Raw genomic sequence first — 21,716 nt, forward strand, 5'->3', positions numbered from 1 at the left:
ATTGTCGGAAGTGTCGATCCAGGGAGCCCGGCCGCGGTCGGAGGGATGGACCTCAACGGGGAGAGAAAGAATGCGTTTCACCACGAGCGCGCTGATGCTTGCGGCGTCAGCACTGATGGCGTCCCTTGCTGCCGCGCAGGACGTGCCGGCCGGATACCCGGCAGGGTATGCCGATACCATCAAGGCCGCGACGACCGAGGGCAGCCTGCTGATCTACACCAACATGGGCCAGAAGAACTGGCAGTTGGTGATCGAGGGCTTTCGCGCCAGATATCCCGGCATAACGGTCGACATTCTCGACGTCGGCTCGCGCGAATCGATCGAGCGCTATTTGGCGGAAAGCTCCACCGGGGTCGCGACGGCGGACCTGATCGCCACCGCCTCGCAGCCCGGCTGGCTGGATATGCAGGCGCGCGGGCAGATCATGGACTACGCCTCGCCCGAGGCGGGGAACTGGCCCGACTGGTCGAAGCCGTTTCCGGGCCTTTACACCGTATCCGCCGACCCTCTGGTCTTCGCTTGGAGCGCGCTGAACGTGCCCGAGGACCAGCGCGCCCACAGCTTCGCCGACTTCGTCGAACTGGCGCAGGAAAACAAGGGCGCGTGGGCAAACCGCGTGACGACCTATTCGCCGATCTCGTCGCCCTTCGGCTATGTCGCGCACTACTACTTCGTCAAGCATCACGGCGAGGAGAAGGCCTGGGCCTGGCTCGACGCGCTCGGCGCGCTGCCTCTCCGGATGGAAACCACTGGCGGGCCGCAGATGGAGAAAGTGACCAGCGGCGAATACGTCGTGTCATACTTCATGTCCGGCATCACCGTCTGGCCCCGCATCGACGAGGCGGGTCGCGGCCAGTTCCTCGACTGGACCTACATCGAGGACGGCCAGCCGATGATGATCCGCGGCATCGGCATCCCCAAGGCGTCGGCCCATCCCGAGGCGGCCAAGCTGATGCTGGACTACATCCTGTCGGAGGAAGGCCAGATCGCCTTCGGCAAGGGCGGCCTGACCCCCGCACGCCCCGGCGTGCAGCCCGGCGACGGGGTCCTCGCGACCTACAGTTCCGTGGTGGAGGCGGTGGGCGAGGACAACATCATCATGCTCGGTTACGACCCCGAGATGATGGACGGCTACGAGGTGTTCCAAGAACGCCTGCGGCAGTCGCTGGGGCAATGACGGGATGACCGTGCTCGCCCCGCCCGCCGCCGATGCCACCCGAAGGTCGTTGTTCGGCGAGATCCCGATCCAATACGGGCTTGCCGGACTGACCGTGATGCTGGTGGCCGCCCCCCTGGCCCCCATCATCCTGCAAGCGTTCAGCGACAAACCGCTTTACGACAACGGCGCGTTTACCTTCGCGAACTTCTCGCGACTGACGGGATTTCCCGGCTTCTGGCAGATGGCGTTGAACACGCTGCTGTTCGGGCTGATCGCGACCTTCGTCGCCCAAGTCATCGGCACGGCGGCGGCGATCCTGATCGGCCGCACCGACCTGCCGCTGCGCCGCCTCTTGGGGGAGGTGTTCCTCTGGCCGCTTTACGTCTCGTCGCTGATCCTCGCCTTTGCCTGGGCCACGATCTACGGGCCGTCCGGCTATGTCACCCAAGTCGCGATGCTGGCCACCGGCGGGATGCCGTGGGACCTCTACACCCTCTGGGGAATGAGCCTCGTGGCGGGCGTGTCGCTTGCGCCGGTGTCGTTCATCTACGGGCAGGCCGCCGCGGCCTCCACCGACCCGACCTTCGAGGAGGCCGCACGCATCGCCGGCGCAGGGCGCGTCTCCACCCTCGTGAACGTCACGCTGCCGCTGATGAAGCCGTCGCTGTTCTTCAGCTCCATCCTCATCTTCACCTCCTCGCTGGAGATGCTGTCGATCCCGCTGGTCTTCGGCACGCCGTCGGGGGTCAAGGTATTCTCCACGTTCCTCTACGAACGCATCGGCAATGCGGCGATCCCCGATTACGGGGTGGCCGCCACGGCGGCGCTGGTGCTGGTGGTCGTCATCGTGGGCCTCATCGCGCTGCAAAGCCGGGTGCTGGGGGCCACGCGGAAATACGTGACCATCGGCGGCAAGTCGGTGCGCCCGCGCCCGTTCCCGCTGGGGCCCTTCCGCTGGCCGGTCTTCACGGTGGTGGTGGCCTACGTCCTGCTGGCGGTCTGCCTGCCGCTGGGCATTCTGGTGCTGAGAGGGTTCGTGACGTTCCTGCATCCCATGGCGCCACTGGCCGACGTCCTGACGCTGGACAACTTCCGCGTCTTGGCCGAGTTTCCGTCCTACGCCCGGTCGATCTGGAACTCCCTGTTCATCGCCGGGGTCGGCGGTTTGATTGCCACCGCCTTCATCACGCTGGTCGCCATCGTGGTCCACCGGTCCGAGTTCCGGTTCCGCCGCCCGCTGCTCTATGTCGCACTGATGCCCCGGGCCATTCCGGGGCTGATCGCGGGGATCGGCTTCTTCTATGCCGTCGCGATGATCCCCGGTCTGGCGCCTTTGCGCAGCACGGTCTGGATCCTGATGATCGCCTTCACCATGGCCGCGATTCCGCTGGGTTACGGTGCCATTGCGCCCATGCTGCTGAAGATCGGGCCCGAGCTGGATCAGGCGGCCCGCGTTCAGGGTGCGAGCTGGTGGCGGTCGATCACCCGCGTGGTGCTGCCCTTGCTGAAGCCCGCGATCGTGGCCTGCTTCGCGCTCCTCTTCATCAACTTCTTCAAGGAATACTCGACTGCCGTGTTCCTCTACGCACCTGGCAGCGAGGTCATCGGCACCACCCTTCTGCAGTTCTGGACGCAGGGGCATCTGGGCTATGTCGCCGCCCTCTCCACCGTCCAGGTCGCTATCATCGCCTTCTGCATCGCCCTCGCGCGGTCCGTCTTCGGAGTGAAAATCTATGGCTGAGCTTGTCATCGATCATCTGGTCAAACGATTCGGGGCGTTCACCGCGCTCAAGGACTTCTCGCTGCACGTCCGCGACGGGGAGTTCGTCAGCTTCCTCGGGCCGTCGGGCTGTGGCAAATCGACGACGCTCGCGGCCATCGCAGGCCTGGACCGGCCCTCCGAGGGCAGCATCCGCATCGGCGCGCGCACTTTCTACGACGGCACCAAGGGCATCTTCCTGCCGCCCGAGGCGCGGGGCTGCGGGCTTGTCTTCCAGAGCTATGCGCTGTGGCCCCACATGACAGTCGCGAAGAACCTGTCCTTCCCGCTGAAGCTGCGCCGGGTGCCCAAGGCCGAGCAAGGCCGCCGCATCGCGCAGGCGCTGGATCTGGTCGAGATGGGCCCCTATGCCGACCGCTTCCCGCACGAGCTTTCGGGCGGGCAGCAGCAGCGCGTCGCGCTGGCGCGCACGCTGGTCTACAACCCCGAGATCCTGCTTCTGGACGAGCCGCTGTCGAACCTCGACGCCAAGCTGCGCGACCGCGCCCGCATCTGGCTGGCCGAGCTGCGCGACAAGCTGCGAATGACGACGATCTACGTCACCCACGACCAGGTGGAGGCGCTGTCGCTGTCCGACCGCATCGTGGTGATGAACAAGGGAGAGATCGCTCAGATCGGCACCCCGCAGGAGATCTACGAGAACCCGACCGACGCCTTCGTCGCGGACTTCATCGGCACCACCAACTTCCTGACGGGCGTGGCGGCGGGCAGTGGGGGGCGGATGCATCTGCAGTTCCCCGACGGCCAGACGCTCGGCCTGCCCGCTGGCGCGCGGGCGGTGCCGGGGCAGCCCGCGACGCTTGCGCTGCGCCCGAACCAGCTTCTGACCGGAGACGGGCCGGGCACCGCGCTGAAGGCCCGCGTCACGGGGCAAGCCTATGTCGGCGGGCGCTGGCAGGTCAGCCTCGACATCGGCGGCAATCCCGTCCGGCTGGAGGTGGAGGACCGGCTGGAGGGCGATACGCTGACCATCCGCGTGCCCGACGGCGCGGGCGCCGTGTTCCGCGCTTCGGCCGACACGCTGGCCCCGGTGACGGCAGGTGCCGCATGAGGATGCTGCGGAGGTCCAGCCTGACGGTCCCGCTCAGTTCCGAGCAGTTCATCGCCAAGGCGCATCTGCGCGGAGCCGACACGATCACGCTGGATCTGGAGGACGGCGTGGCACCCGCCGCCAAGCCTGCCGCGCGTGATGCGCTGCGCGATGCGGTGGTCTCGGCGGGCCGAGGGGGCGCCGGCGTCGGCGTGCGCATCAACCGCCCGCTGCGGATGGCAATGGCCGATCTGGAAGCCGCGGTGATCCCGGGCGTCGCCTACATCTCCATCGCCAAGGCGGAAAGCGCCGACCATGTGCGGCTTTTGTCCGAAACGATCCTGGAGCTGGAGGAGGAGCGCGGCCTCTCCCCCGGCGGCATCGGCCTGACCGCCGCGGTCGAGAGCGCCGCCGCGCTTCAGAACGCGCACGCGATCGCCGCCGCTGATCCGCGCCTCTTCGGCATCGGTCTGGGGGCCGAGGACATTGCCGCCGACTGCCGGATGGACCCGGTCGCCGACGCGCTGGTCCTGCCCAAGCAGATGATCGTCTTCGCCGCCCGCGCGGCAGGGATCGAACCCTTCGGCTATGTCGGCACCGTGGCCGACTATACCGATCTGGACGGCCTGCGCGAAGCGGTCCGCCGTGGCCGACGCATGGGCTTTTCCGGCGGCAGTGCCATCCATCCGGACCAGATCCCGGTGCTCAACGAAGGGTTCTCCCCGACGCCTGCCGAAATCGACCACGCCCGCGGCATCATTGCCGCGAATGACGAGGCGGTCGCGCAGGGCCGCGGTGCCTTCGCCTACGAGGGCAGGATGATCGATCGTCCGGTTCTTGCCCGCGCTCTCGCTACCCTCGCCACCGCCGACGCCATCGCCGCGGCCCATGCCCGAGAGTTCACATGCTGATCAAGACGCCTTCCCAAGCAATCCACAAGCGCGAGTTCACCCCTGTAGCCACCGGGCCGCTGTCGGGCATCCGCGTGCTGGACCTCAGCCGCCTTGTGTCCGGCAATACCGCGACCTTCCTTCTGGCAGATCTGGGTGCCGAGGTCATCAAGATCGAACCGGCCGCAGGCGACACGCTGCGCCACTGGCTGCGGTCGGGCTATTCCACCCATTGGAAGAACCTGTCGCGCAGCAAGAAAAGTTTCGGGCTGGATCTGCGGCGCCCCGGCGCGGTGGAGGTTCTGAAACGCCTCGTGCCGCAGGCGGACATGCTGGTGGAAAATTTCCGGCCCGGGACGCTGGAAAAGATCGGCCTGTCGCCCGAAGTGCTGTTGGCGCTAAACCCGCGCCTCGTCATCGTGCGGATTTCAGGCTGGGGTCAGACCGGGCCCTACCGCAATCGTCCCGGCTTCGGCACACTGGCCGAGGGAATGACCGGCTTCGCCGCCGCCAACGGTTTCCCCGACCGCGAGCCGGTGCTTCCGCCGGGCCCCCTTGCGGATACGATGGCAGGGTATTGCGCCGCCGTGTCCGCGCTGGCCGCCCTGCGCCATGCCCAGATGCCGGGAGGCGAGGGTCAGGTCATCGACCAGTCGCTGTTCACCCCGCTGTTCATCAGCCAAGGTCCGCAGGCCGCCAACTACCAGCTGTCCGGACAGGTGCGTCCGCGCGACAGCAACTCGGCCCAATACACCGTGCCGCGCGGCTTGTTCCGCACCGGCGACGGGAACTACGTCACGCTGTCCGCCTCGATGGAGCCGATGCCGCAGCGGGTGTTCGAGGCGATCGGCAAGGGCCACTTGAACCAAGACCCGAACTACAACACCGCGGCCGCCCGGACGGAGCGCAAGGACGAGATCCTGGGCTGGGTCGCCGATTTCATGGCCACCATGACCCAAGCCGAGGCCGTCGCCTTCTTCGAGGCGCGCGACGTGACGGTGGCGCCGATCTATGACATCTCGCACATCATGGACGATCCCCATTTCCAGGAAACGGAGGTGGTCGTGACGCTGCCCGACCCCGAAATGGGCGAGATCGCCATGTTCGGTTTCGCCAACCAGCTGAGCAGGACCCCCGCCAACTACTACCGTCCCGCCCCGTCCATCGGACAGGACAATGACGAGGTGCTTTCGCTGATCGGAATGGACAAGGTGGAACGCGCAGCTCTGGAGGAGAGCGGCGCGGTTCATCGCGGCAAGGTCTGAGACATCCCTATGCCGGCGGGGAGGCTGGCACCAACGGAGGAGGAAACGATGAAGAAAGTCCTGATGACGCTTGCCGCCATGGCCTTGGCGGGCCACGCCCATGCACAGGTTCCGGAAGGCTATCCCGAAGGCTACGCCGGGATGCTGGAAAGCGCTCGAGGCGAAGGCTCGCTTCTGGTCTACACTAACATGGAACCCGTCCAGTGGGAGGGCGCGGTGGAGCTGTTCAACGCCCTGCTGCCCGAGGTTGAGGTGCAGTTCCTGGAGCTGAACAGCGGCGAGATCGGCGCGCGCTATCAGGCGGAGGTCGCATCTGGGCAGCGTTCGGCCGATCTGATCGTCACGACCGACATCGCGACATGGGTCAAGATGATGGAAGCGGACCAGATCCTGCCCTACGCCTCGCCCGAGGCGTCGGTCTATCCGGCATGGAGCATGCCGCATCCCGGTCTTTACACAATTGCCGCCGATCCGATGATGCTCATGTGGAACAAGGCGCTGCTGCCGGAGGACACGGTTCCCGACAGCATGGGCACGCTTGTCGAACTGGCCGCGGAAAACCCGCAGGTCTTCGACGGCACGATCACCACCTATGACGCAACGACGCCCTATGGCTACAACGCGCACAGTGCCTTCGTGAAGTTCCACGGCGACAAGGCTTGGGAATGGCTGGACGTGCTGGCCCCGATGACCCGTCCCGACGGCACCGGACCGATGCTGGAGAAGGTTACGACAGGCGAATACACCTTGGCCTATTTCATGGGTGCGGGTGTGGCGCGGCTGGCGTTGAAGGACCCGGCACGTGCTGAAATTGTGGGCCTTGCGCCCATCAAGGACGGCAACCCCATCGTGCTGCGCGGGGCAGCCGCCCCGAAATCCGCGCGCTCGCCGGAAAGCGCCAAGGTCATGCTCGACGTGCTCCTGTCACGCGATGGTCAGATCAGCCTCGGCAAGCGTGCTCGCACGCCGCTGCGCCCCGACGTGACCTCGGCCGATGTGGATGGCGGGCTGACCTATGCCGAGGTGGTCGCCCAGATCGGCGAGGAGAACATGATCCCGATCACCTTCGACGCGGAGCTGGCCTCGAACGAGACGTTCGACGCCTTCGTTGCCCGATACCGCCAGGCCATGGGCCGCTGACCCGCGCGAGGAGCATTCCGTGTCTGCACACACCACAGAAGCATCGATGGCTGTGACCGGCCACCGCCCCGGCGGGCAGAGCAGCGATCTTCAGGCAAAGGCGATCCAATATGGCCTCGCGCTGGTCACGGTGCTGGTCGTGCTGGGGCCGATCCTGCCGATCCTCTACCAAAGCGTTATCGACCGCCCGATTTACGCCACGGGCCAAGAACTGACGACGGCCAACTACCGCGCCATCCTGTCGGCCCCGGCCTTTGGCGGGGTGGTGTGGAACTCGTTGACGTTTTCCTTCTGGTCGACGGTGATCTCGCAGGGGCTGGGCGCGGTTCTGGCGCTCTTGATCGGGCGCACGAACCTGCCGCTGGCGCGCATGTTCGGCAGTGTGACGCTGTGGCCGCTGTTCATCTCGGGTCTGGTCTTCGCCTTCGGGTGGTTCGTGGCCTACGGGCCGTCGGGCTTCGTGACGCTGTGGATCCGGGCGACCTTCGGGGTGGTGCCGTGGAACCTTTATTCGATCTCCGGGATGTCGGTGATCTCGGGCATCTCATCGATCCCGATCACTGTGGTGTTCTGCCTCGGCGCGATGGCGCTGTCGGACAGCTCGCTCGAGGATGCGGCGCGGACCTGCGGCGCCGGACCATGGCGCGTCGTCACCCGGATCACGCTGCCGATGCTGATGCCGGCGGTCGCTTACAGTGGCATCCTGAACTTTCTCGGGGCGCTGGAATCACTGTCGATCCCGTTGATCATCGGCAAACCGGTGGGGATCGAGATGTTCATGACCTTCATCTACACTGAAGGCATCGAGCGTCCGCAGCCCAATTACGGCGTGGTCGGTGCGGCGACGGTGATGCTGCTGGCCATCATCGCGGTGCTGATCCTCTTGCAGGAAAGGATCGTCGGCAACACGCGCCGGTTCCAGACGGTCAGCGGCAAGGCAACCGCTGCTCGGATATTCGACCTGGGACCCTGGCGCTGGCCCGCATTCGCGCTGGTCTCGGCCTATGTGCTGCTGGGCGTCGGGGTGCCCCTAGGCATGGTGCTGCTGCGGGCATTCGTCAGCTTCCTGTCGCCTCTGGTGCCGCTGGCGAACCTGCTGACGCTGGCGAACTTCTCCGAGGCTCTGGCTAACCCGGCTAACATCCGGTCCCTGACGAACACGCTGGTTCTCGCCATCGGCGGAGGATTTCTCGCGACCGTCGCCTATTCGCTGGTGGCGCTGGTGGTTCATCGCTCGACCTTCCGTTGGCGCGGACCGCTGAAATACGTGGCCCTGATGCCGCGCGCCGTGCCGGGGGTCATTGCGGGGCTCGGCGTGTTCTATGCCATGCTGACGGTGCCGGGGCTGTCGGCTCTGAACGGGACCATCTGGATCATCGGGCTCGCCTATCTGTCGCGCTATCTCCCTACGGGGTTCGGGGTGCTGTCGCCCGCGCTGGCGCAGATCGGCACGGACCTCGATCGTGCCGCGCGGGTGATGGGGGCCACGTGGTGGCAGGCGACGACGGGGATCATCCTGCACTTGCTGCGACCGGCCATGCTGGGGGCCTACGCCCTGATCTTCGTCGCCTTCTTGAAGGAATATTCCACGGCCGTCTTTCTGTTCGGCCCAGGGACCGAGGTGCTCGGCACCTCCATGCTCCGCTACTGGGTCAACGGCGACATCGGGCCGATGGCCGCACTCTCGGCGGTCCAGATCGGGCTGACCGTGTTCTTCATCGCGCTGGCGCAAGGCGTCTTCGGGGTGAGGCTCGTGAAATGAGGGACACAAGATGAGCGACCTTCCAAACCGCGTCACGATCAACGAGGACGGCCCGCGCGAGGGCATCCAGATCGAAAAGGCGCAGATCCCGACCGCCGACAAGATCGCGCTGATCGACGCGCTGTCGCAAACCGGGCTGGCCGAGATCCAGACGGTCTCCTTCGTCAGCCCCAAGAAGGTGCCGCAATGGAACGACGCCGAGGCCGTGGTCGCAGGCCTGACCCTGCGGCCCGGCGTCCGATATACCGGTCTTTACCTGAACGCCCGGGGCCTTGATCGCGCGATGGCGACGGGGCGCCTGTCGATCGAGGGAGGTATCAGCCTGTCGGCTTCGGCCGCGTTCCTCGCGCGGAACATGGACATGACCCCCGAGCGCCAGCGGGAAACGCGGCGCGAGATGATCGCCATGTTTAAGGCGGCGAACGTGCCGATCACCAAGGGCAGCGTCAATGCCGCCTTCGGCTGCAACTTCCAAGGCGACATTCCCCTCGACCTGCTGCTCACCACGCTGGAGGACGTGTTCGCGTTGGCAGACGAGGCGGGAGTGACGCTGGAAACGATCGGCCTGTCCGACACCATGGGCTGGGCGACGCCGGGGCAGGTCACCCGCACGATCGGCGCCATCCGGGACCGGTATCCGGACCACGCCCTGTCGCTTCATCTGCACGATACCCGCGGCATGGCCGTCGCGAATGCGCAGGCAGGGCTCGCAATGGGCGTCGCCGATTTCGACACGTCGGTGGGGGGGCTGGGGGGATGCCCCTTCGCGGCGCACAAGGGCGCCGCCGGCAACCTCTGCACCGAGGATTTCGTGTTCCTGTGTGAGGAGGCGGGAATCCGGACCGGCATCGACCTCGACGCCCTGATCGAGGCGTCGGAGCTGGCCGAGCGGATCGTCGGCCATCCGCTTCCCGGCTCCGTCCGCAAGGGGGGAAGCCTGAACGCGATCCGGGCGGCCCTTGCGGCATAGCGTCCGGGGCAGCGGACGGCGCCAGATCCTTGCGTCCGTCGTTCTCCCCGTGATGGCCGCCGGACTGCTGGTTCAGGCGACGGTCCCGCTGGCGAGGATCGCCACGACTTATGCGGCGCTCGACATCGGGCTCGGCCCGCAGATTGTCGGCCTGTTGTCCGCCGCCTTTGCGATATTGCCGGTGTTCCTCACCGTGGGCTTGGGCCGCTTCAACGATCGTGGCGGCGCTCGGACATCCGCGCTGGCCGGGGGGCTGATCCTTCTGGCGGCGACTGCGCTTCTGATGCTGGCGCCTCCGGCACTGCCGGTCCTGCTGATCGCCACATCGGCCCTGGGGATCGGGCAAACGCTTGTTCTGGCGGCGATGCAACTGTTGATCTCGCGCAGCTCCAGCCGGATGCACCGGGATGCGATGCTCGGCAACTACATGGTCGCCGTTTCGCTGGGGCAGGCCGTCGGTCCTCTCCTCCTCGGATGGGAGGGGGCGCGCCTTTCGGCGCCCTTTGCGGGATCGCTGCTGCTGGTGGTTGTGCTCGCGGTCCTGTGGCGTGTCGCGCCGAGGCCGCGCAACAGGACGCCGGTGGCAAGGATCCCGTTGTCCAGCATCGCTGCCACGCGCGGGCTCCCATGGCTCGTCGGGATCGGGAGTATCTGCGTCGCCTCGCAGGACCTAGTGCTGGCCTTCGTCCCGCTTCTGGGGGAGGAGCGGGGCGTTCCGCCTGCCGTGATAGGACTTCTGTTGAGCCTCAGGGCCGTCTCCGCGATGGTGTCGCGTTTGTTCTTCAGCCACGCGGTCCGTCGGTTCGGAAGGGCACGGGTGATGATATGGTCTCTGATCGCGGGCGGCGCCAGCCTGATCGCATTGAGTCTACCCATGCCGGTCTGGGGCATGGCGCTGAGCATGATCGCGATCGGCTTCGGAATTGGGATCGCGCTGACCAGCACGGTCTCGCTGGCCTTGATCATAGCCCCGCCATCCGCTCGCGGCACGTCGTTGTCCCTGCGCCTGACCGCCAATCGCGTTGCGCAGTTCTGCATCCCCCTTTTGGCTAGCCTCATCGTGGCCCCGTTCGGCGCTGCGGGAGTGCTTGCCATCTTGGGCATCACGCTGTGCGGCGTCACCCCGTTGCGACCGCACGCTTTTGGCAAGGGGGGCGACGAACCCTTGAAGCGCTGTTGAGCGGTTTGAGATGGGGCCCTTCGTGCCATAGAAGGACAGAATTCTGCGGCAAGAGAAAGGATGTCCGCTTCAGGAAGATGCAACGCTGATCTAAAATCGCGTTCGACAAGATGCGAACGTCAGCTCAGGGCTCTTCTCTTCATCTATCGTCCCACTGACGCATGATCCGGTCGGGCTGCGATGGCGGATGTCTCCGCCCGCCCGGATCATGCTACTGGACCGTCCTTGTCGCGTTTGATGTGGAACCCGCACGCAAAGTAGACTTGTCGCCATCTGGCAAAGTTAACCTGTCGCCTCTCGTGGATCTCGCAGAGGTGGCCTCGGATGGGACTTGTTGTGATGAGCGAACAGGAACTCCAACGCGTCGAAGTGCTGTCGCGCGTTCTGGACGGCAGCATGAGGACCTGCAGCGCGGCGGCGGTGCTGGCGATCAGCCCGCGCCAGGTGCAGCGGCTTTTGCGGCGCTATCGCGAGGATGGTGCCAACGCTGTGCGGCACGGGTTGCGGGGCTGTCCCTCGAACAACCGGATCAACCGCGGTCGTCACGATCTGGCGCTGCATCTGGTGCGTGAACACTATGCCGATTTCGGCCCGACACTGGCGGCCGAGAAGCTGGCAGAGCGGCATGCACTGACGGTCTCGCGCGAGACGCTGCGGAAGTGGATGATCGCGGATGGTCTCTGGCGCGACCGCAAGGCCCGCCGCAGCTTTCATCCGCCGCGCCTGCGCCGCGAGCGCTATGGCGAGCTGATCCAGATCGACGGCTCCGACCACCGCTGGTTCGAGGATCGGGCCGCGCCCTGCACGCTGCTGGTGTTCATCGACGATGCCACGGGCACACTGATGCAGATGCGGTTCGTCACATCGGAGAGCACCTTCAGCTACTTCGAGGCGCTGGACGGCTACCTGCGCGCTCACGGCCGCCCCGTGGCCTTCTAATCCGACAAGCACAACGTCTTCCGCGTGGCGAAGCAGGGACGACACCGTTCTGGCCGTGCTGGCCGTGGCTGCGCGTAATCACCTATTCGGTGCGGGTGAGTATCCCTTCGTGACCCGGACCGCCATTCACGGTGACCCGCTCGCCCGATCCCATGCCGCGACAGCCGAAGTCTTGGTCTTGATGGAACGCCTGGGGGCAGTGAAAGATGGCTTCTGGACCATGGCTGCCGAACCTGTCCTCTGGAGGCATCTGGACCTGCTCGATCCGCTCCCCAACTTCGATCGCGAGCCTCGCCTGATAGAGCTTGCAGACCGCTCTATCGCCACCCAGCCAGAGGATGTCGTGCGGGACATCGCACTTGCGCGCGGCCAAGCCACGACGTTCGTCTGTCGACTGCACGTGATGGACATCGTAGCACGGCATTGGCGCTATCCGGATGGGTGGCTACCAATGGACGGAGCGGACGTTCGCATCTTCAGTTTGCGCTAAGATCAACGGAAGCGCCGATCCTGTCATCTCCGAAAAATATTCCTGAAGAAGCCAGAATTTAAATCGTTTGCGCTTCTGGACCGAATTTAGTTCCTGATCCTGAAGAAGAGAGGATTCATGGACAAAATCGGCATTCGAATTATGGCGCGGCCGGAACAACGGTGCGACATGGTCATCCTGGAGGCGTTCCGCCAGTTGGGCGTGGCACAGGTCAGCGACTGCATGGGGCGCCTCTACGGCTCGGTGGGGTTGCAACCGATTCACGGCCACGGGCTTCGGATGGCCGGGATCGCGCTGACGGTGAAGACGCGTCCGGGCGACAACCTGATGATCCACCGCGCCATCGATCTGGCCCAGCCCGGCGACGTCATCGTCGTGGACGGCAGCGGCTGCACCGCGAACGCCCTCGTGGGGGAGCTGATGATGCAGCAGGCGCAGAAGCGCGGCGTCCTCGGCTTCGTTATCGATGGCGCCGTGCGGGATGCCGAAGCCTTTGGGCCCGCCGGCTTTGCCTGCTTCGCGCGCGGCATCTCCCATCGCGGTCCGTTCAAGGACGGTCCGGGCGAGATCAACGTGCCCGTCAGCGTCGGCGGGTTGGTGGTGCAGCCGGGCGATGTGATCCTCGGTGATACCGACGGTCTGACTGCGATCCCCCCCGCATATGCCGCCGAAGTGCTGCGTCTGGCGGAAGCCAAGGAGCAGGCCGAGGCCAAGGGAATGGAGCGTATCGCCGCCGGCACCTATGAGAAGCCGTGGCAGGCCCCCGCCATTGCCCGGCTGGAGAAGGACTACAAATGAGCATCGTTTCCGCCCGAATGCGGCAGGTCAAGCTGTCGCCCAGCGTTGCCGCGCGCATCATCCTGAACCGCCTGCGCGAGGAAGGCCGCCGCATCATCGACCTGACGATCGGCGAGCCGGACTTCGCCACCCCCGTCCACATCCGCAACGCCGCCTGCGAGGCGATGGAGCGGGGGGAGACCAAGTATCCGCTGTCGCAGGGCACAACGGCGCTGCGCAAGGCCGCGGCGGAGCGCATCCGCCTCGACACCGGGATCGACTATCCCCTCGACCAGATCATCGTCAGCACAGGTGCCAAGCAGGTGCTCTACAACGCGCTGATGGCGACGCTGGAGGCGGGCGACGAGGTCATCATCCCTGCCCCGTTCTGGGTTTCCTATCCCGATATGGTGGAACTGGGCGGCGGCGTGCCCGTGACGCTGGAGACCCACTCCGCCGTCGGATACAAGATCACGCCCGACGCGCTGCGCGCCGTGATCACGCCGCGCACCAAGTGGCTGATGCTGAACGCGCCGAGCAACCCCTCGGGCGCCGTCTACGACCGCGAGGAGCTGCTGGCTCTTGCGGAGGCGCTGCGCGAGAACCCCCATGTCTGGCTGATGACCGACGACATCTATGCGCGGCTGACATTCGAGGGCGGCCCCGCGCCCCACATCCTGCAGGTCGCGCCGGATCTTGCCGACCGCACGCTGGCGGTCAACGGCGTGTCCAAATGCTATGCCATGACGGGCTGGCGCATCGGCTACGGCTCGGGCCCGAAGGACCTGATCAAGGCCATGGCGGTGGTGCAGTCGCAAAGCACCTCGGGCGCCTGCTCCATCAGCCAAGCGGCGGCGCTGGCCGCGCTGACCGGCCCGCAGGACTGCGTGGAGGCGTTCACCCGGTCGTTCAAGGACCGCCGCGACCTCGCGATGTCGATCCTGTCGCAGGCTCCGGGGCTGAAGGCCGTGGCACCGGGCGGCGCCTTCTACATCTTCCCCGACTGCTCGGGCCTTCTGGGCCGCACCGCGGGGGACGGGACGGTGATCGCCACCGATGCCGAGCTTGTGCAATACATCCTGCGGACCACCGGGGTGGCGCTGCTCGACGGGGGGTCCTATGGGGTTCCCGGCACCTTCCGCATGTCCTTCGCCTCGGCGCCGGAGGAGGTGCGCGCGGGATGCGAGGCAATCAAGTCCGTCTGCGAAGAACTGACGGCTGTTCCGGCCTGAACGGAACCACACCAACAGGAGAGATGAAATGACGATACGGAACCTGATCTGCGCCGCGCTGCTGGCCCTTCCCGCCATGACGGGGCTGGCGCAGGCCGATGCGCTCGCCGACATCAAGACGCGCGGCACGCTGGTCTGCGGCACGCTCGGCACGTCCGAACCGTTCAGCTTCCAGGACACGTCGACGCGCAGCCTCGTCGGCTATGACGTCGACATCTGCAAGCTGGTGGCCGACCATCTGGGCGTAGAGGTCGAATACAAGCTTCTCGCCGTCGCGGCCCGCATTCCCGAACTGGACAGCGGGCGTGTCGACGTGCTGGCCGCAAACCTCGGCTGGTCGGCCGACCGGGCGGCCCAGATCGATTTCAGCCACCAATACTACGTGACGCCGCAGAAGCTGCTGGTGCGCGCTGACAGCGACATCCAGAGCATCGACGACCTGCAGGGCAAGCGCATCGGCGCGACCAAGGGCTCCTCCTCCGAACGGGTCATTGCCGAACGTCTGCCCGAGTCGCGCGTCATCGGCTATGCCGACAGCCCGGCCGCGTTCCTCTCGCTCCAGCAGCGCAAGATCGACGCGCAGTTCGCCTCCGAGCTGGTGCTGGTGCGTCTTGTCAACCAGAGCCCCGACCGCTCCCCCACCCGGGTTCTGGAGCAGTCGGTCGTGGACGAGCCTTGGGGCCTCGGCATCCGCAAGGGTGAGGACGCGCTCGTAGCTGAGGTGAACGCCGCGCTGGACGAGGCAGAAAACTCGGGCGAGGCGCAGGCGCTCTTCGACAAGTGGTTCGGCGCGGATACGCCCTACAAGCTGACCCGCTCGTTCCAGATCGGTCCCATCGCCAACTGAAACCGGCTTCTGCCGAAGGGCCGTGCGGTGACACCGGGCGGCCCCTTTCCATGGAGAGGCCTGGATGAACTTCCTTCTTCCGCCGGATCAGTGGGCGATGCTCTTCGGGGGCTTGCGCACCACGATCCTGCTCTTTGCCATCGCGTGGATCGGCGCCTTCGCCCTCGCGCTGATCCTCGTCATCGTCCGGGCCACCGATTATCGGGTCTGCCGCTGGAGCGTCGACGCCTTCGTCGCCTATCACCGTAACGTGCCGCTGCTGGTGCAAGTGATGTTCTGGTATTTTGCCATGCCGGAACTGCTGCCCGAAGGCATTCGCTTCTGGCTTTACGATCACAACGCGGAATTCTGCCTTGCCGCTATCGCGCTTGCCTTGGGCAGTGCGGCCTATCAGGCCGAGGACATCAGGTCAGGTCTGCGCGCGATCCCCGGCACCCAATTCGAAGCCGCGCGCGCCTTGGGCTGCACTTACATGGAAACGATGCGCTTCATAGTCGTGCCACAGGCGCTGCGCATCTCCCTGCCGCCTTTGGTGGGGCGCGCGCTGCTGTTGTTCAAGAACACCTCCATCGCCATGGCCATCGGCGTTGCCGAATTGACCTACCGCACGCGCGAGATTGAGAACCTGACCTTCAATACCTTCACCATCTTCGGCATCGCGACCGTGCTCTACCTGCTGGGCACCTTCTCGCTGATGGCATTCGGATCGTGGCTGGAGCGGCGCGCGACCCCCGGCCGGAAGGAGCGCCACCATGCTTGAGATCATCCAGGATTACTGGCTCACCTTCCTGATCGGGCAGTATCCGAACGGCCCGCTCGGCGGCCTTGCCATGACGATTATCGTCGCCGTGCTGTCGATCCTGATGTCCTTTCCGATCGCCGTCGCCTTCGCCATGGCGCGGTTGTCGGCCTTCGGCTGGCTGCGCGCGGCCAGCGCCGGCCTCGTAAACTTGGTTCGCGGCATCCCGCTCCTGATGCTGATCTTCTGGTGCTACTTCGTGATCCCGATCATGACGGGTTATGCCGTCAGCGGGTTCTGGACGCTGGTTTGCGCCCTGACCATCTACGAGGCCGCCTATCTTTCGGAGGTGATCCGCGCCGGGATGGCCTCGGTTCCGAAAGGCCAGACCGAGGCCGCCCGCTCGCTCGGCGGGGGATATTTCCTGACGATGCGCGGCGTGATCCTGCCGCAGGCGCTGTTCAACGTGCTGCCGGGCATCACCAGCCAGTTCATCTCCACCATCAAGGAAACGTCGCTTGGCTATGTCATCGCGGTGAACGAACTGACCTTCGCGGCCAACCAGGTGAACAACCTGCTGCTGACCCAGCCGCTTCAGGTCTTCACGATCCTCGCGGCCATCTACTTCATCCTGTGCTTCGTGCTGTCGCGCGGGCTGTCCAGGCTCGAAACTTCCATCCGCCGAAAGAGAGGTCTGCTGTGACCCAGTCCGTCATCGTCCGTTTCGACAAGGTCAACAAGTGGTATGGGCAGCACCAGGTCCTGCACGACGTCTCGCTGGAGGTGAAGAAGGGCGAGGTCGTCGTCGTCTGCGGTCCGTCGGGATCGGGCAAGTCCACCCTGATCCGCACCATCAACGCGCTGGAGCCGATCGGCAACGGCAGCCTGACGCTGGACGGGATCGCGGTGCACGCCAAGGGCACCGACCTGAACAAGCTGCGCCAGAGCGTGGGCTTCGTGTTCCAGCAATTCAACCTCTTCCCCCACATGTCGGTGCTGGACAACGTGACCTTCGCGCCGATCCGCATCCAGAAACGCTCTCGTGCGGAGGCGGAAACGCTGGCCCGCGACCTTCTGGCCCGCGTGGGCCTCGCGGAAAAGGCCGGAAGTTTCCCCGGCTTCCTTTCGGGCGGCCAGCAGCAGCGTGTGGCCATCGCCCGTGCGCTGGCACTGCAGCCGCCGGTGATCCTGTTCGACGAGCCGACCAGCGCGCTCGACCCCGAGATGGTCGGCGAGGTGCTACAGGTGATGAAGGCTCTTGCACGCGACGGGATGACCATGATCTGCGTCACGCATGAGATGGGCTTCGCGCGCGAGGTGGGCGACCGCGTGATCTTCATGGATCAGGGACGCGTGGTGGTTGATACGACGCCGGATCTGTTCTTTGATGCGCCCGACCATCCGCGCGTGAAACGCTTCCTGTCTGATGTGCGGGGGGAGCACTGACCCCGCCCCAGCGAAAGGCCTCGATGTACACACTCAAGCAGATCGAGGCCTTCGACGTCAGCGCAACGCTCGGCAGCTTCACGGACGCCTCGCGCAAGTTGTCGCTGACGCAGTCGACCATCGCCAAGCGGATCATGGAGTTGGAGGCGGCGGTGGGAACGCCCTTGTTCATTCGGCTGGGCAAGTCGCTGCGCCTGACCTCGGCGGGCGAACGCCTGCTGCCGGCCGCACGGGAGATGATGCGTCTGAACGAGCGGATGGTGCAGACCATGACCACCGCCTCGCATCTGGAGGGGCATGTCCGGATCGGCGCGACGGATCTCGTCGGGCTGACCTGGCTGCCCGCGCTCATTCAAGCCGTCCGGCTGCGCTACCCCAAGGTGCGTGTCATGCCCGAGATCGACGGAGGGGTGCGTCTTTACGAGCGGCTTACCCGCAACGAGCTGGACATCGTCATCATGCCCGGACCATTCGCGAGCCCTGAAGTGGACGCCGTCCCGCTGGGGTGCATCCGGAACGCCTGGATGGCAAGTCCTGCCTTCGATCTCCCGGAGGGCACCCTGACGCCGCAGCAGGTATCGGCACTGCCTGTCATCGGCCAGCCGGACAAGTCCGCGCTGACGGTCCTGTATCGCAAGTGGTTCGCCGAGCACGGCTTCGTGCTGAACAACGTGCTGTCCTGCAACAGCCTTGGCATGGTCGCAAAGCTGACGACATACGGTCTTGGGGTCAGCTATCTTCCGCTCAACCACTTCGCGCCGCAGATTGCGGAGGGTGCATTGCGCGTGGTTGACGTCGCACCGGAGCTTCCTCTGGTAACCTACTATTCCCTGATGCACCACGAGGCCTCACCTCTTGCAGAGGTCGTGCTTCCCATCATGAAGCAGGTGAACGATTTCGAAGCCGATCTTATGGAACTTCCTGACGACACTTCATCCATGGGATCGAAATCTGCACGAAATGTTTCGTCGGCCGGCTGACGATACTTGTTCGGACGCGTGCCGCGCCCCTCATGCGGTCATTGGTGGGACAAAGTGGTCACTGAAGAATGTTCAGCGAAGATGTCACACCCTGCGCTCCTACCTCGTCAAGCAGGTGTCATTTAACAAGGAGACTGCGATGACACCCCGCATGACGGATCATTTCAAACGCATTGGCGGCGCCTTTCAGGGGCTGGTGACCTTCGAGGCAGAGCTGATGAAAGGACCGCTCGACCCTTCTCTGCTCTACCTGGTGAAGCTACGGGCCAGCCAGATCAACGGCTGTGCCTTCTGCATCCAAATCCACACGGCCGACGCGCTGAAGAGCGGCGAAAGTCATCTTCGCCTGCACATGATCGCAGGCTGGCACGACAGCACGCTGTTCACCCCGCGCGAACGGGCGGCGCTGGCTTGGACGGAGGCGCTGACCTTGGTGGCGGACACTCATGCCCCCGATCCGGTCTGGGACGACGTGTCTGCTGTCTTCGATGAAGATGAGGTTGCGTTCCTGACCTTCGCCATTGGTGCGATCAACCTGTGGAACCGGACCCAGATTGCCTTCCGCGCGGTGCACAGCCTTGATCTGCCCGCCGAGCGCGTGCGCGCTGCCTGAAGGTAAAGCAGAACTAGAGAGATGCAGCGGCGCCTGCCGCTGCGTCTCCATGAGGTTTTCAGGTCCTACAACAGATAGGAAGAACGACCTTGTCCAGCAGGGCTACTTCTGCAGTTGGACCTGAACCGAACCGCTCATCCGCCGCAATCTCCTGCCGGCCCTGCGCGATCGCCTGTTCCGCCCTGTCGGACCGCGCCAGCGCCTCAAGGAAGACGAAGCTCAGGTCGCAGATGCCGATCGTTTTCAAGACGTCCGTCAAATAACCGGACAGATGATCGGGTTGCGACGCCGCCACTCCACGCACGAGCCCGCCCGAGGACACCAGGATCAGCGTCGGCCGGTCCGCCAGCAGCCCGACCTTGCGCCCGTCGCGGAACCCGAAGCTGCGCCCTGCGCGCAGGACGAGGTCGATCCATAGCTTCAGCGCGACCGGGACGGTGTAATTGTGCATTGGCGTCGCGATCACCAGCGCGTCCGTTTCCTCCAGTTCGCGGATCAGTATCTCCGAGGCTGTGAAGGCGGGGTCAGCGTGGTCAGCGTGCGACAGGATCGCCTCCGCGTAATCTGCGGTGATCTGGCCAAAGCCGCCCTGCGACAGGTCGCGTGCGGTGACCTTCAGGCTTGGATGGTGGCGGCGCAGGTTCTCCAGCGCCTCTATGGCAAGGGTATGGCCACGGGCGGTGGCACCCATCGGGCTTGCGGACAAGAACAGTGGGGCTTTCATGGGTATCTCCTTCAGACATGCGTCGCCAGCGACCGGGGCCCAGCCTTGACGCGCCTTTGGCTTCGGTGGGTTCAGTGGATCGCCAGTCCCGTCAGCTTGTCGGGGTTGCGGGTGATGTAGATGCGGGTGATACGGCCGTCCTCGACCTCCAGCGCCGTGGTCTGGATTGTGCCCCCCTGACGGCTGACAAAGCCGGGCAGGCCGTCGATGACGGTATAGCCCAGAAACTCCATCCCATCGCCAACCTTGCGGGCGAGGTTTTCGAACAGGCGCAGAAGGTTCTCGACGCCTTCGATCACGTTCAGCACGGTCACGACCTTGCCGCCGCCGTCCGAATGCAACGTCGCGCCGGAGGCTAGCATCGCACTAAGCGCCGCGGCGTCGCCCGTTTTGCAGGCGTGGAAGAACGCACGGGCCAGTTCCTCACCCGCCGCGCGCGACACGTCATAACGGGGTCGGTCGATCTGAACATGGGCCCGGGCGCGGGCGGCCAACTGGCGCGTGGCGGCTGGACTGCGCCCGATGGTTCCGGCGACGTCGTCCATCGGCTGGCCGAAAACGTCGTGAAGGAGGAAGGCCGCACGTTCCAGGGGTGACAGCCGTTCCAGCGCTAGCATCAGTGACAGGGTCAGGTTGTCGGGGCGCAGCGCATCGTCCGCCTCCTCGATCAGCGGCTCGGGCAGCCAGGTGCCGGGATAGGTCTCGCGCCGCGCGCGGGCTGATTTCATCTGGTCGAGGCACAGGCGCGAGACGACCCGTGTCAGCCATGCCGCCGGTTCCGCGATCTGGCCATGGTCGCCGTTTTGCCAGCGCAGCCACGCCTCCTGCACCATGTCTTCGGCCTCGGCATGACTGCCCAGCATCCGGTAAGCCAGACGCAACAGCCGGGGTCGCTGCGTCTCGAAGGTGGCGACCGCATCAGGCCGCATGGGCCTGCACCGCAGGCAGGGTCGTGCCATGGGCGGCGCGGAAGCCGACCTGCACGCGGTTCCACAGGTTGATCGCGCCGATGGCCAGCGACAGATAGGCGCGTTCATCCTCGGTGAAAGCCGCCTCAACCAGCGCCCAATCCTCGTCCGGCGCACCGGTATCGGCCACCCGCGTCAGCGCCTCGGTCCAAGCCAGCGCGGCCCGTTCGCGGGCGTCGTAGAGGCTCGCCTCGCGCCATGCATCCAGCATGTGAAGCCGCAGGGGCTTTTCGCCATCTTTCAGCGCTTCGGCTACGTGCATCTGGATGCAATAGGCGCAGGCGTTGATCTGGCTGGCGCGCAGCTTCACCAGATGCAGGAGCTTCGGCTCTAGCGTGCTGGCCCTGATCGCGGCCTCCACCGCGAACAGGGGCTTGAAGCCCGCTTCGGCGCGTTTCATGTGATCGGTCATGCGGGGTGTCATCGGTGTCTCCTGTTCGATCTGACACCAGCTTGACGACGCAGCCCAGCGGGATGTGACATGGGCCGCGGAAAAAGTAGGGACGGTGAGGGAAGTATCGCCCCTCATACGCGTGAGCAGGAATGACCGGTTTGGGCTCTTGTATACATGCCATGGCAGTGCAGCATCGGCCCGTGCCACGGAACCTGCATCCGCACGCTTCGTTCCTGACCCGGTCCGTGTGCGGGGTGGCGTGATGCTTGTCGAGATCGAGAGGAAATTCCTGATCAGGACCGATGTCTGCGGGATGAATAGCCCCATGTTTCGTGGACGCCTTCTTCGCTAACTTTGAGGCAAGGAGGCCATGATGGGCACGGGCAATTTC

The 21,716-nt window shown here is 65.3% G+C and carries 21 protein-coding genes and 1 pseudogene; 18 read left to right on the plus strand and 4 right to left on the minus strand.

The window, feature by feature from the left end; genetic code table 11:
* Positions 1-70: 70 nt before the first annotated feature.
* The 10 genes and pseudogenes from PIJ50_RS14750 to PIJ50_RS14795 form a co-directional block, all read left to right on the plus strand.
* Positions 71-1,177 carry an ABC transporter substrate-binding protein gene (locus tag PIJ50_RS14750; protein WP_271976277.1) on the plus strand — a complete coding sequence of 369 codons (1,107 nt, stop codon included), beginning with the start codon at positions 71-73 and terminating at the stop codon, positions 1,175-1,177.
* Positions 1,178-1,181: 4 nt separating this feature from the next.
* A complete protein-coding gene (locus tag PIJ50_RS14755) occupies positions 1,182-2,900 on the plus strand; it encodes an ABC transporter permease (protein WP_271976279.1) in 1,719 nt (572 codons plus the stop codon).
* Complete coding sequence (locus PIJ50_RS14760; protein WP_271976281.1) at positions 2,893-3,990, plus strand: ABC transporter ATP-binding protein; 1,098 nt, start codon at positions 2,893-2,895, stop codon at positions 3,988-3,990. The genes PIJ50_RS14755 and PIJ50_RS14760 overlap by 8 nt, the downstream gene beginning before the upstream one ends.
* Positions 3,987-4,880: an HpcH/HpaI aldolase/citrate lyase family protein gene (locus PIJ50_RS14765; RefSeq protein WP_271976283.1), complete on the plus strand. Its 894-nt coding sequence runs from the start codon at positions 3,987-3,989 to the stop codon at positions 4,878-4,880. The genes PIJ50_RS14760 and PIJ50_RS14765 overlap by 4 nt, the downstream gene beginning before the upstream one ends.
* Positions 4,874-6,124, plus strand: coding sequence for a CaiB/BaiF CoA transferase family protein (locus tag PIJ50_RS14770; RefSeq protein WP_271976284.1), 1,251 nt, complete (start codon positions 4,874-4,876; stop codon positions 6,122-6,124). Before PIJ50_RS14765 ends, PIJ50_RS14770 begins: the two co-directional genes overlap by 7 nt.
* A 48-nt stretch (positions 6,125-6,172) precedes the next feature.
* Positions 6,173-7,264: an ABC transporter substrate-binding protein gene (locus PIJ50_RS14775; protein WP_271976286.1), complete on the plus strand. Its 1,092-nt coding sequence runs from the start codon at positions 6,173-6,175 to the stop codon at positions 7,262-7,264.
* Between the two features lie 46 nt (positions 7,265-7,310).
* On the plus strand, positions 7,311-9,026 hold the full coding sequence (locus PIJ50_RS14780; RefSeq protein ID WP_271976287.1) for an ABC transporter permease: 1,716 nt from the start codon (positions 7,311-7,313) through the stop codon (positions 9,024-9,026).
* Positions 9,027-9,036: 10 nt separating this feature from the next.
* The gene (locus PIJ50_RS14785) at positions 9,037-9,996 is read left to right on the plus strand and encodes a hydroxymethylglutaryl-CoA lyase (protein WP_271976289.1); all 960 of its coding nucleotides are present in this window, start codon (positions 9,037-9,039) and stop codon (positions 9,994-9,996) included.
* 52 nt (positions 9,997-10,048) lie between these two features.
* Positions 10,049-11,176 (plus strand): MFS transporter, encoded by a 1,128-nt coding sequence (locus tag PIJ50_RS14790; RefSeq protein WP_271976291.1) that lies wholly within the window; start codon positions 10,049-10,051, stop codon positions 11,174-11,176.
* A gap of 324 nt (positions 11,177-11,500) precedes the next feature.
* Positions 11,501-12,175 (plus strand): annotated as a pseudogene (locus tag PIJ50_RS14795) (ISNCY family transposase); the annotation flags it as partial.
* Positions 12,176-12,197: 22 nt separating this feature from the next.
* On the opposite strand, the gene PIJ50_RS14800 reads toward PIJ50_RS14795, so the two are convergent.
* The gene (locus PIJ50_RS14800; RefSeq protein WP_271976293.1) at positions 12,198-12,539 is read right to left on the minus strand and encodes a hypothetical protein; all 342 of its coding nucleotides are present in this window, start codon (positions 12,537-12,539) and stop codon (positions 12,198-12,200) included.
* Positions 12,540-12,722: 183 nt separating this feature from the next.
* Between PIJ50_RS14800 and PIJ50_RS14805 the strand changes: the two genes are divergently transcribed.
* From PIJ50_RS14805 to PIJ50_RS14840, 8 genes are all read left to right on the plus strand, one after another.
* The gene (locus PIJ50_RS14805) at positions 12,723-13,403 is read left to right on the plus strand and encodes an RraA family protein (protein ID WP_271976294.1); all 681 of its coding nucleotides are present in this window, start codon (positions 12,723-12,725) and stop codon (positions 13,401-13,403) included.
* Positions 13,400-14,614, plus strand: coding sequence for an aminotransferase class I/II-fold pyridoxal phosphate-dependent enzyme (locus PIJ50_RS14810; protein ID WP_271976295.1), 1,215 nt, complete (start codon positions 13,400-13,402; stop codon positions 14,612-14,614). Before PIJ50_RS14805 ends, PIJ50_RS14810 begins: the two co-directional genes overlap by 4 nt.
* A 28-nt stretch (positions 14,615-14,642) precedes the next feature.
* Entirely contained in the window at positions 14,643-15,461 is an 819-nt protein-coding gene (locus PIJ50_RS14815; RefSeq protein ID WP_271976296.1) for an ABC transporter substrate-binding protein, read from the plus strand.
* Between the two features lie 97 nt (positions 15,462-15,558).
* The gene (locus tag PIJ50_RS14820) at positions 15,559-16,221 is read left to right on the plus strand and encodes an amino acid ABC transporter permease (protein ID WP_271976307.1); all 663 of its coding nucleotides are present in this window, start codon (positions 15,559-15,561) and stop codon (positions 16,219-16,221) included.
* Positions 16,214-16,903, plus strand: a complete 690-nt coding sequence (locus PIJ50_RS14825) for an amino acid ABC transporter permease (RefSeq protein WP_271976297.1) — start codon at positions 16,214-16,216, stop codon at positions 16,901-16,903. The genes PIJ50_RS14820 and PIJ50_RS14825 overlap by 8 nt, the downstream gene beginning before the upstream one ends.
* Positions 16,900-17,646: an amino acid ABC transporter ATP-binding protein gene (locus tag PIJ50_RS14830; RefSeq protein WP_271976298.1), complete on the plus strand. Its 747-nt coding sequence runs from the start codon at positions 16,900-16,902 to the stop codon at positions 17,644-17,646. Before PIJ50_RS14825 ends, PIJ50_RS14830 begins: the two co-directional genes overlap by 4 nt.
* A gap of 23 nt (positions 17,647-17,669) precedes the next feature.
* The gene (locus tag PIJ50_RS14835; protein ID WP_271976299.1) at positions 17,670-18,626 is read left to right on the plus strand and encodes a LysR family transcriptional regulator; all 957 of its coding nucleotides are present in this window, start codon (positions 17,670-17,672) and stop codon (positions 18,624-18,626) included.
* 139 nt (positions 18,627-18,765) lie between these two features.
* Positions 18,766-19,239 (plus strand): carboxymuconolactone decarboxylase family protein, encoded by a 474-nt coding sequence (locus PIJ50_RS14840; RefSeq protein WP_271976300.1) that lies wholly within the window; start codon positions 18,766-18,768, stop codon positions 19,237-19,239.
* A 58-nt stretch (positions 19,240-19,297) separates the two neighbouring features.
* Here PIJ50_RS14840 and PIJ50_RS14845 read toward each other — a convergent pair whose 3' ends face one another.
* The 3 genes from PIJ50_RS14845 to PIJ50_RS14855 form a co-directional block, all read right to left on the minus strand.
* Positions 19,298-19,963, minus strand: a complete 666-nt coding sequence (locus PIJ50_RS14845) for an FMN-dependent NADH-azoreductase (protein WP_271976301.1) — start codon at positions 19,961-19,963, stop codon at positions 19,298-19,300.
* 71 nt (positions 19,964-20,034) lie between these two features.
* A complete protein-coding gene (locus tag PIJ50_RS14850; protein WP_271976303.1) occupies positions 20,035-20,892 on the minus strand; it encodes a sigma-70 family RNA polymerase sigma factor in 858 nt (285 codons plus the stop codon).
* On the minus strand, positions 20,882-21,355 hold the full coding sequence (locus PIJ50_RS14855; RefSeq protein ID WP_271976304.1) for a carboxymuconolactone decarboxylase family protein: 474 nt from the start codon (positions 21,353-21,355) through the stop codon (positions 20,882-20,884). Before PIJ50_RS14855 ends, PIJ50_RS14850 begins: the two co-directional genes overlap by 11 nt.
* Positions 21,356-21,716 lie beyond the last annotated feature (361 nt).

This window comes from Falsirhodobacter sp. 20TX0035, assembly GCF_028307215.1.
Classification (GTDB): Bacteria; Pseudomonadota; Alphaproteobacteria; order Rhodobacterales; family Rhodobacteraceae; genus Falsirhodobacter.

Coding starts and splice junctions, on each gene's coding strand:
- PIJ50_RS14780 (WP_271976287.1), top strand. CDS start 7,311: ATGGCTGTGACCGGCCACCGCCCCGGCGGGCAGAGCAGCGATCTTCAG.
- PIJ50_RS14815 (WP_271976296.1), top strand. CDS start 14,643: ATGACGATACGGAACCTGATCTGCGCCGCGCTGCTGGCCCTTCCCGCC.
- PIJ50_RS14840 (WP_271976300.1), top strand. CDS start 18,766: ATGACACCCCGCATGACGGATCATTTCAAACGCATTGGCGGCGCCTTT.
- PIJ50_RS14810 (WP_271976295.1), top strand. CDS start 13,400: ATGAGCATCGTTTCCGCCCGAATGCGGCAGGTCAAGCTGTCGCCCAGC.
- PIJ50_RS14775 (WP_271976286.1), top strand. CDS start 6,173: ATGAAGAAAGTCCTGATGACGCTTGCCGCCATGGCCTTGGCGGGCCAC.
- PIJ50_RS14800 (WP_271976293.1), bottom strand. CDS start 12,539: ATGCCGTGCTACGATGTCCATCACGTGCAGTCGACAGACGAACGTCGT.
- PIJ50_RS14845 (WP_271976301.1), bottom strand. CDS start 19,963: ATGAAAGCCCCACTGTTCTTGTCCGCAAGCCCGATGGGTGCCACCGCC.
- PIJ50_RS14785 (WP_271976289.1), top strand. CDS start 9,037: ATGAGCGACCTTCCAAACCGCGTCACGATCAACGAGGACGGCCCGCGC.
- PIJ50_RS14850 (WP_271976303.1), bottom strand. CDS start 20,892: ATGCGGCCTGATGCGGTCGCCACCTTCGAGACGCAGCGACCCCGGCTG.
- PIJ50_RS14825 (WP_271976297.1), top strand. CDS start 16,214: ATGCTTGAGATCATCCAGGATTACTGGCTCACCTTCCTGATCGGGCAG.
- PIJ50_RS14790 (WP_271976291.1), top strand. CDS start 10,049: ATGGCCGCCGGACTGCTGGTTCAGGCGACGGTCCCGCTGGCGAGGATC.
- PIJ50_RS14760 (WP_271976281.1), top strand. CDS start 2,893: ATGGCTGAGCTTGTCATCGATCATCTGGTCAAACGATTCGGGGCGTTC.
- PIJ50_RS14750 (WP_271976277.1), top strand. CDS start 71: ATGCGTTTCACCACGAGCGCGCTGATGCTTGCGGCGTCAGCACTGATG.
- PIJ50_RS14805 (WP_271976294.1), top strand. CDS start 12,723: ATGGACAAAATCGGCATTCGAATTATGGCGCGGCCGGAACAACGGTGC.
- PIJ50_RS14755 (WP_271976279.1), top strand. CDS start 1,182: ATGACCGTGCTCGCCCCGCCCGCCGCCGATGCCACCCGAAGGTCGTTG.
- PIJ50_RS14770 (WP_271976284.1), top strand. CDS start 4,874: ATGCTGATCAAGACGCCTTCCCAAGCAATCCACAAGCGCGAGTTCACC.
- PIJ50_RS14835 (WP_271976299.1), top strand. CDS start 17,670: ATGTACACACTCAAGCAGATCGAGGCCTTCGACGTCAGCGCAACGCTC.
- PIJ50_RS14765 (WP_271976283.1), top strand. CDS start 3,987: ATGAGGATGCTGCGGAGGTCCAGCCTGACGGTCCCGCTCAGTTCCGAG.
- PIJ50_RS14855 (WP_271976304.1), bottom strand. CDS start 21,355: ATGACACCCCGCATGACCGATCACATGAAACGCGCCGAAGCGGGCTTC.
- PIJ50_RS14820 (WP_271976307.1), top strand. CDS start 15,559: ATGCTCTTCGGGGGCTTGCGCACCACGATCCTGCTCTTTGCCATCGCG.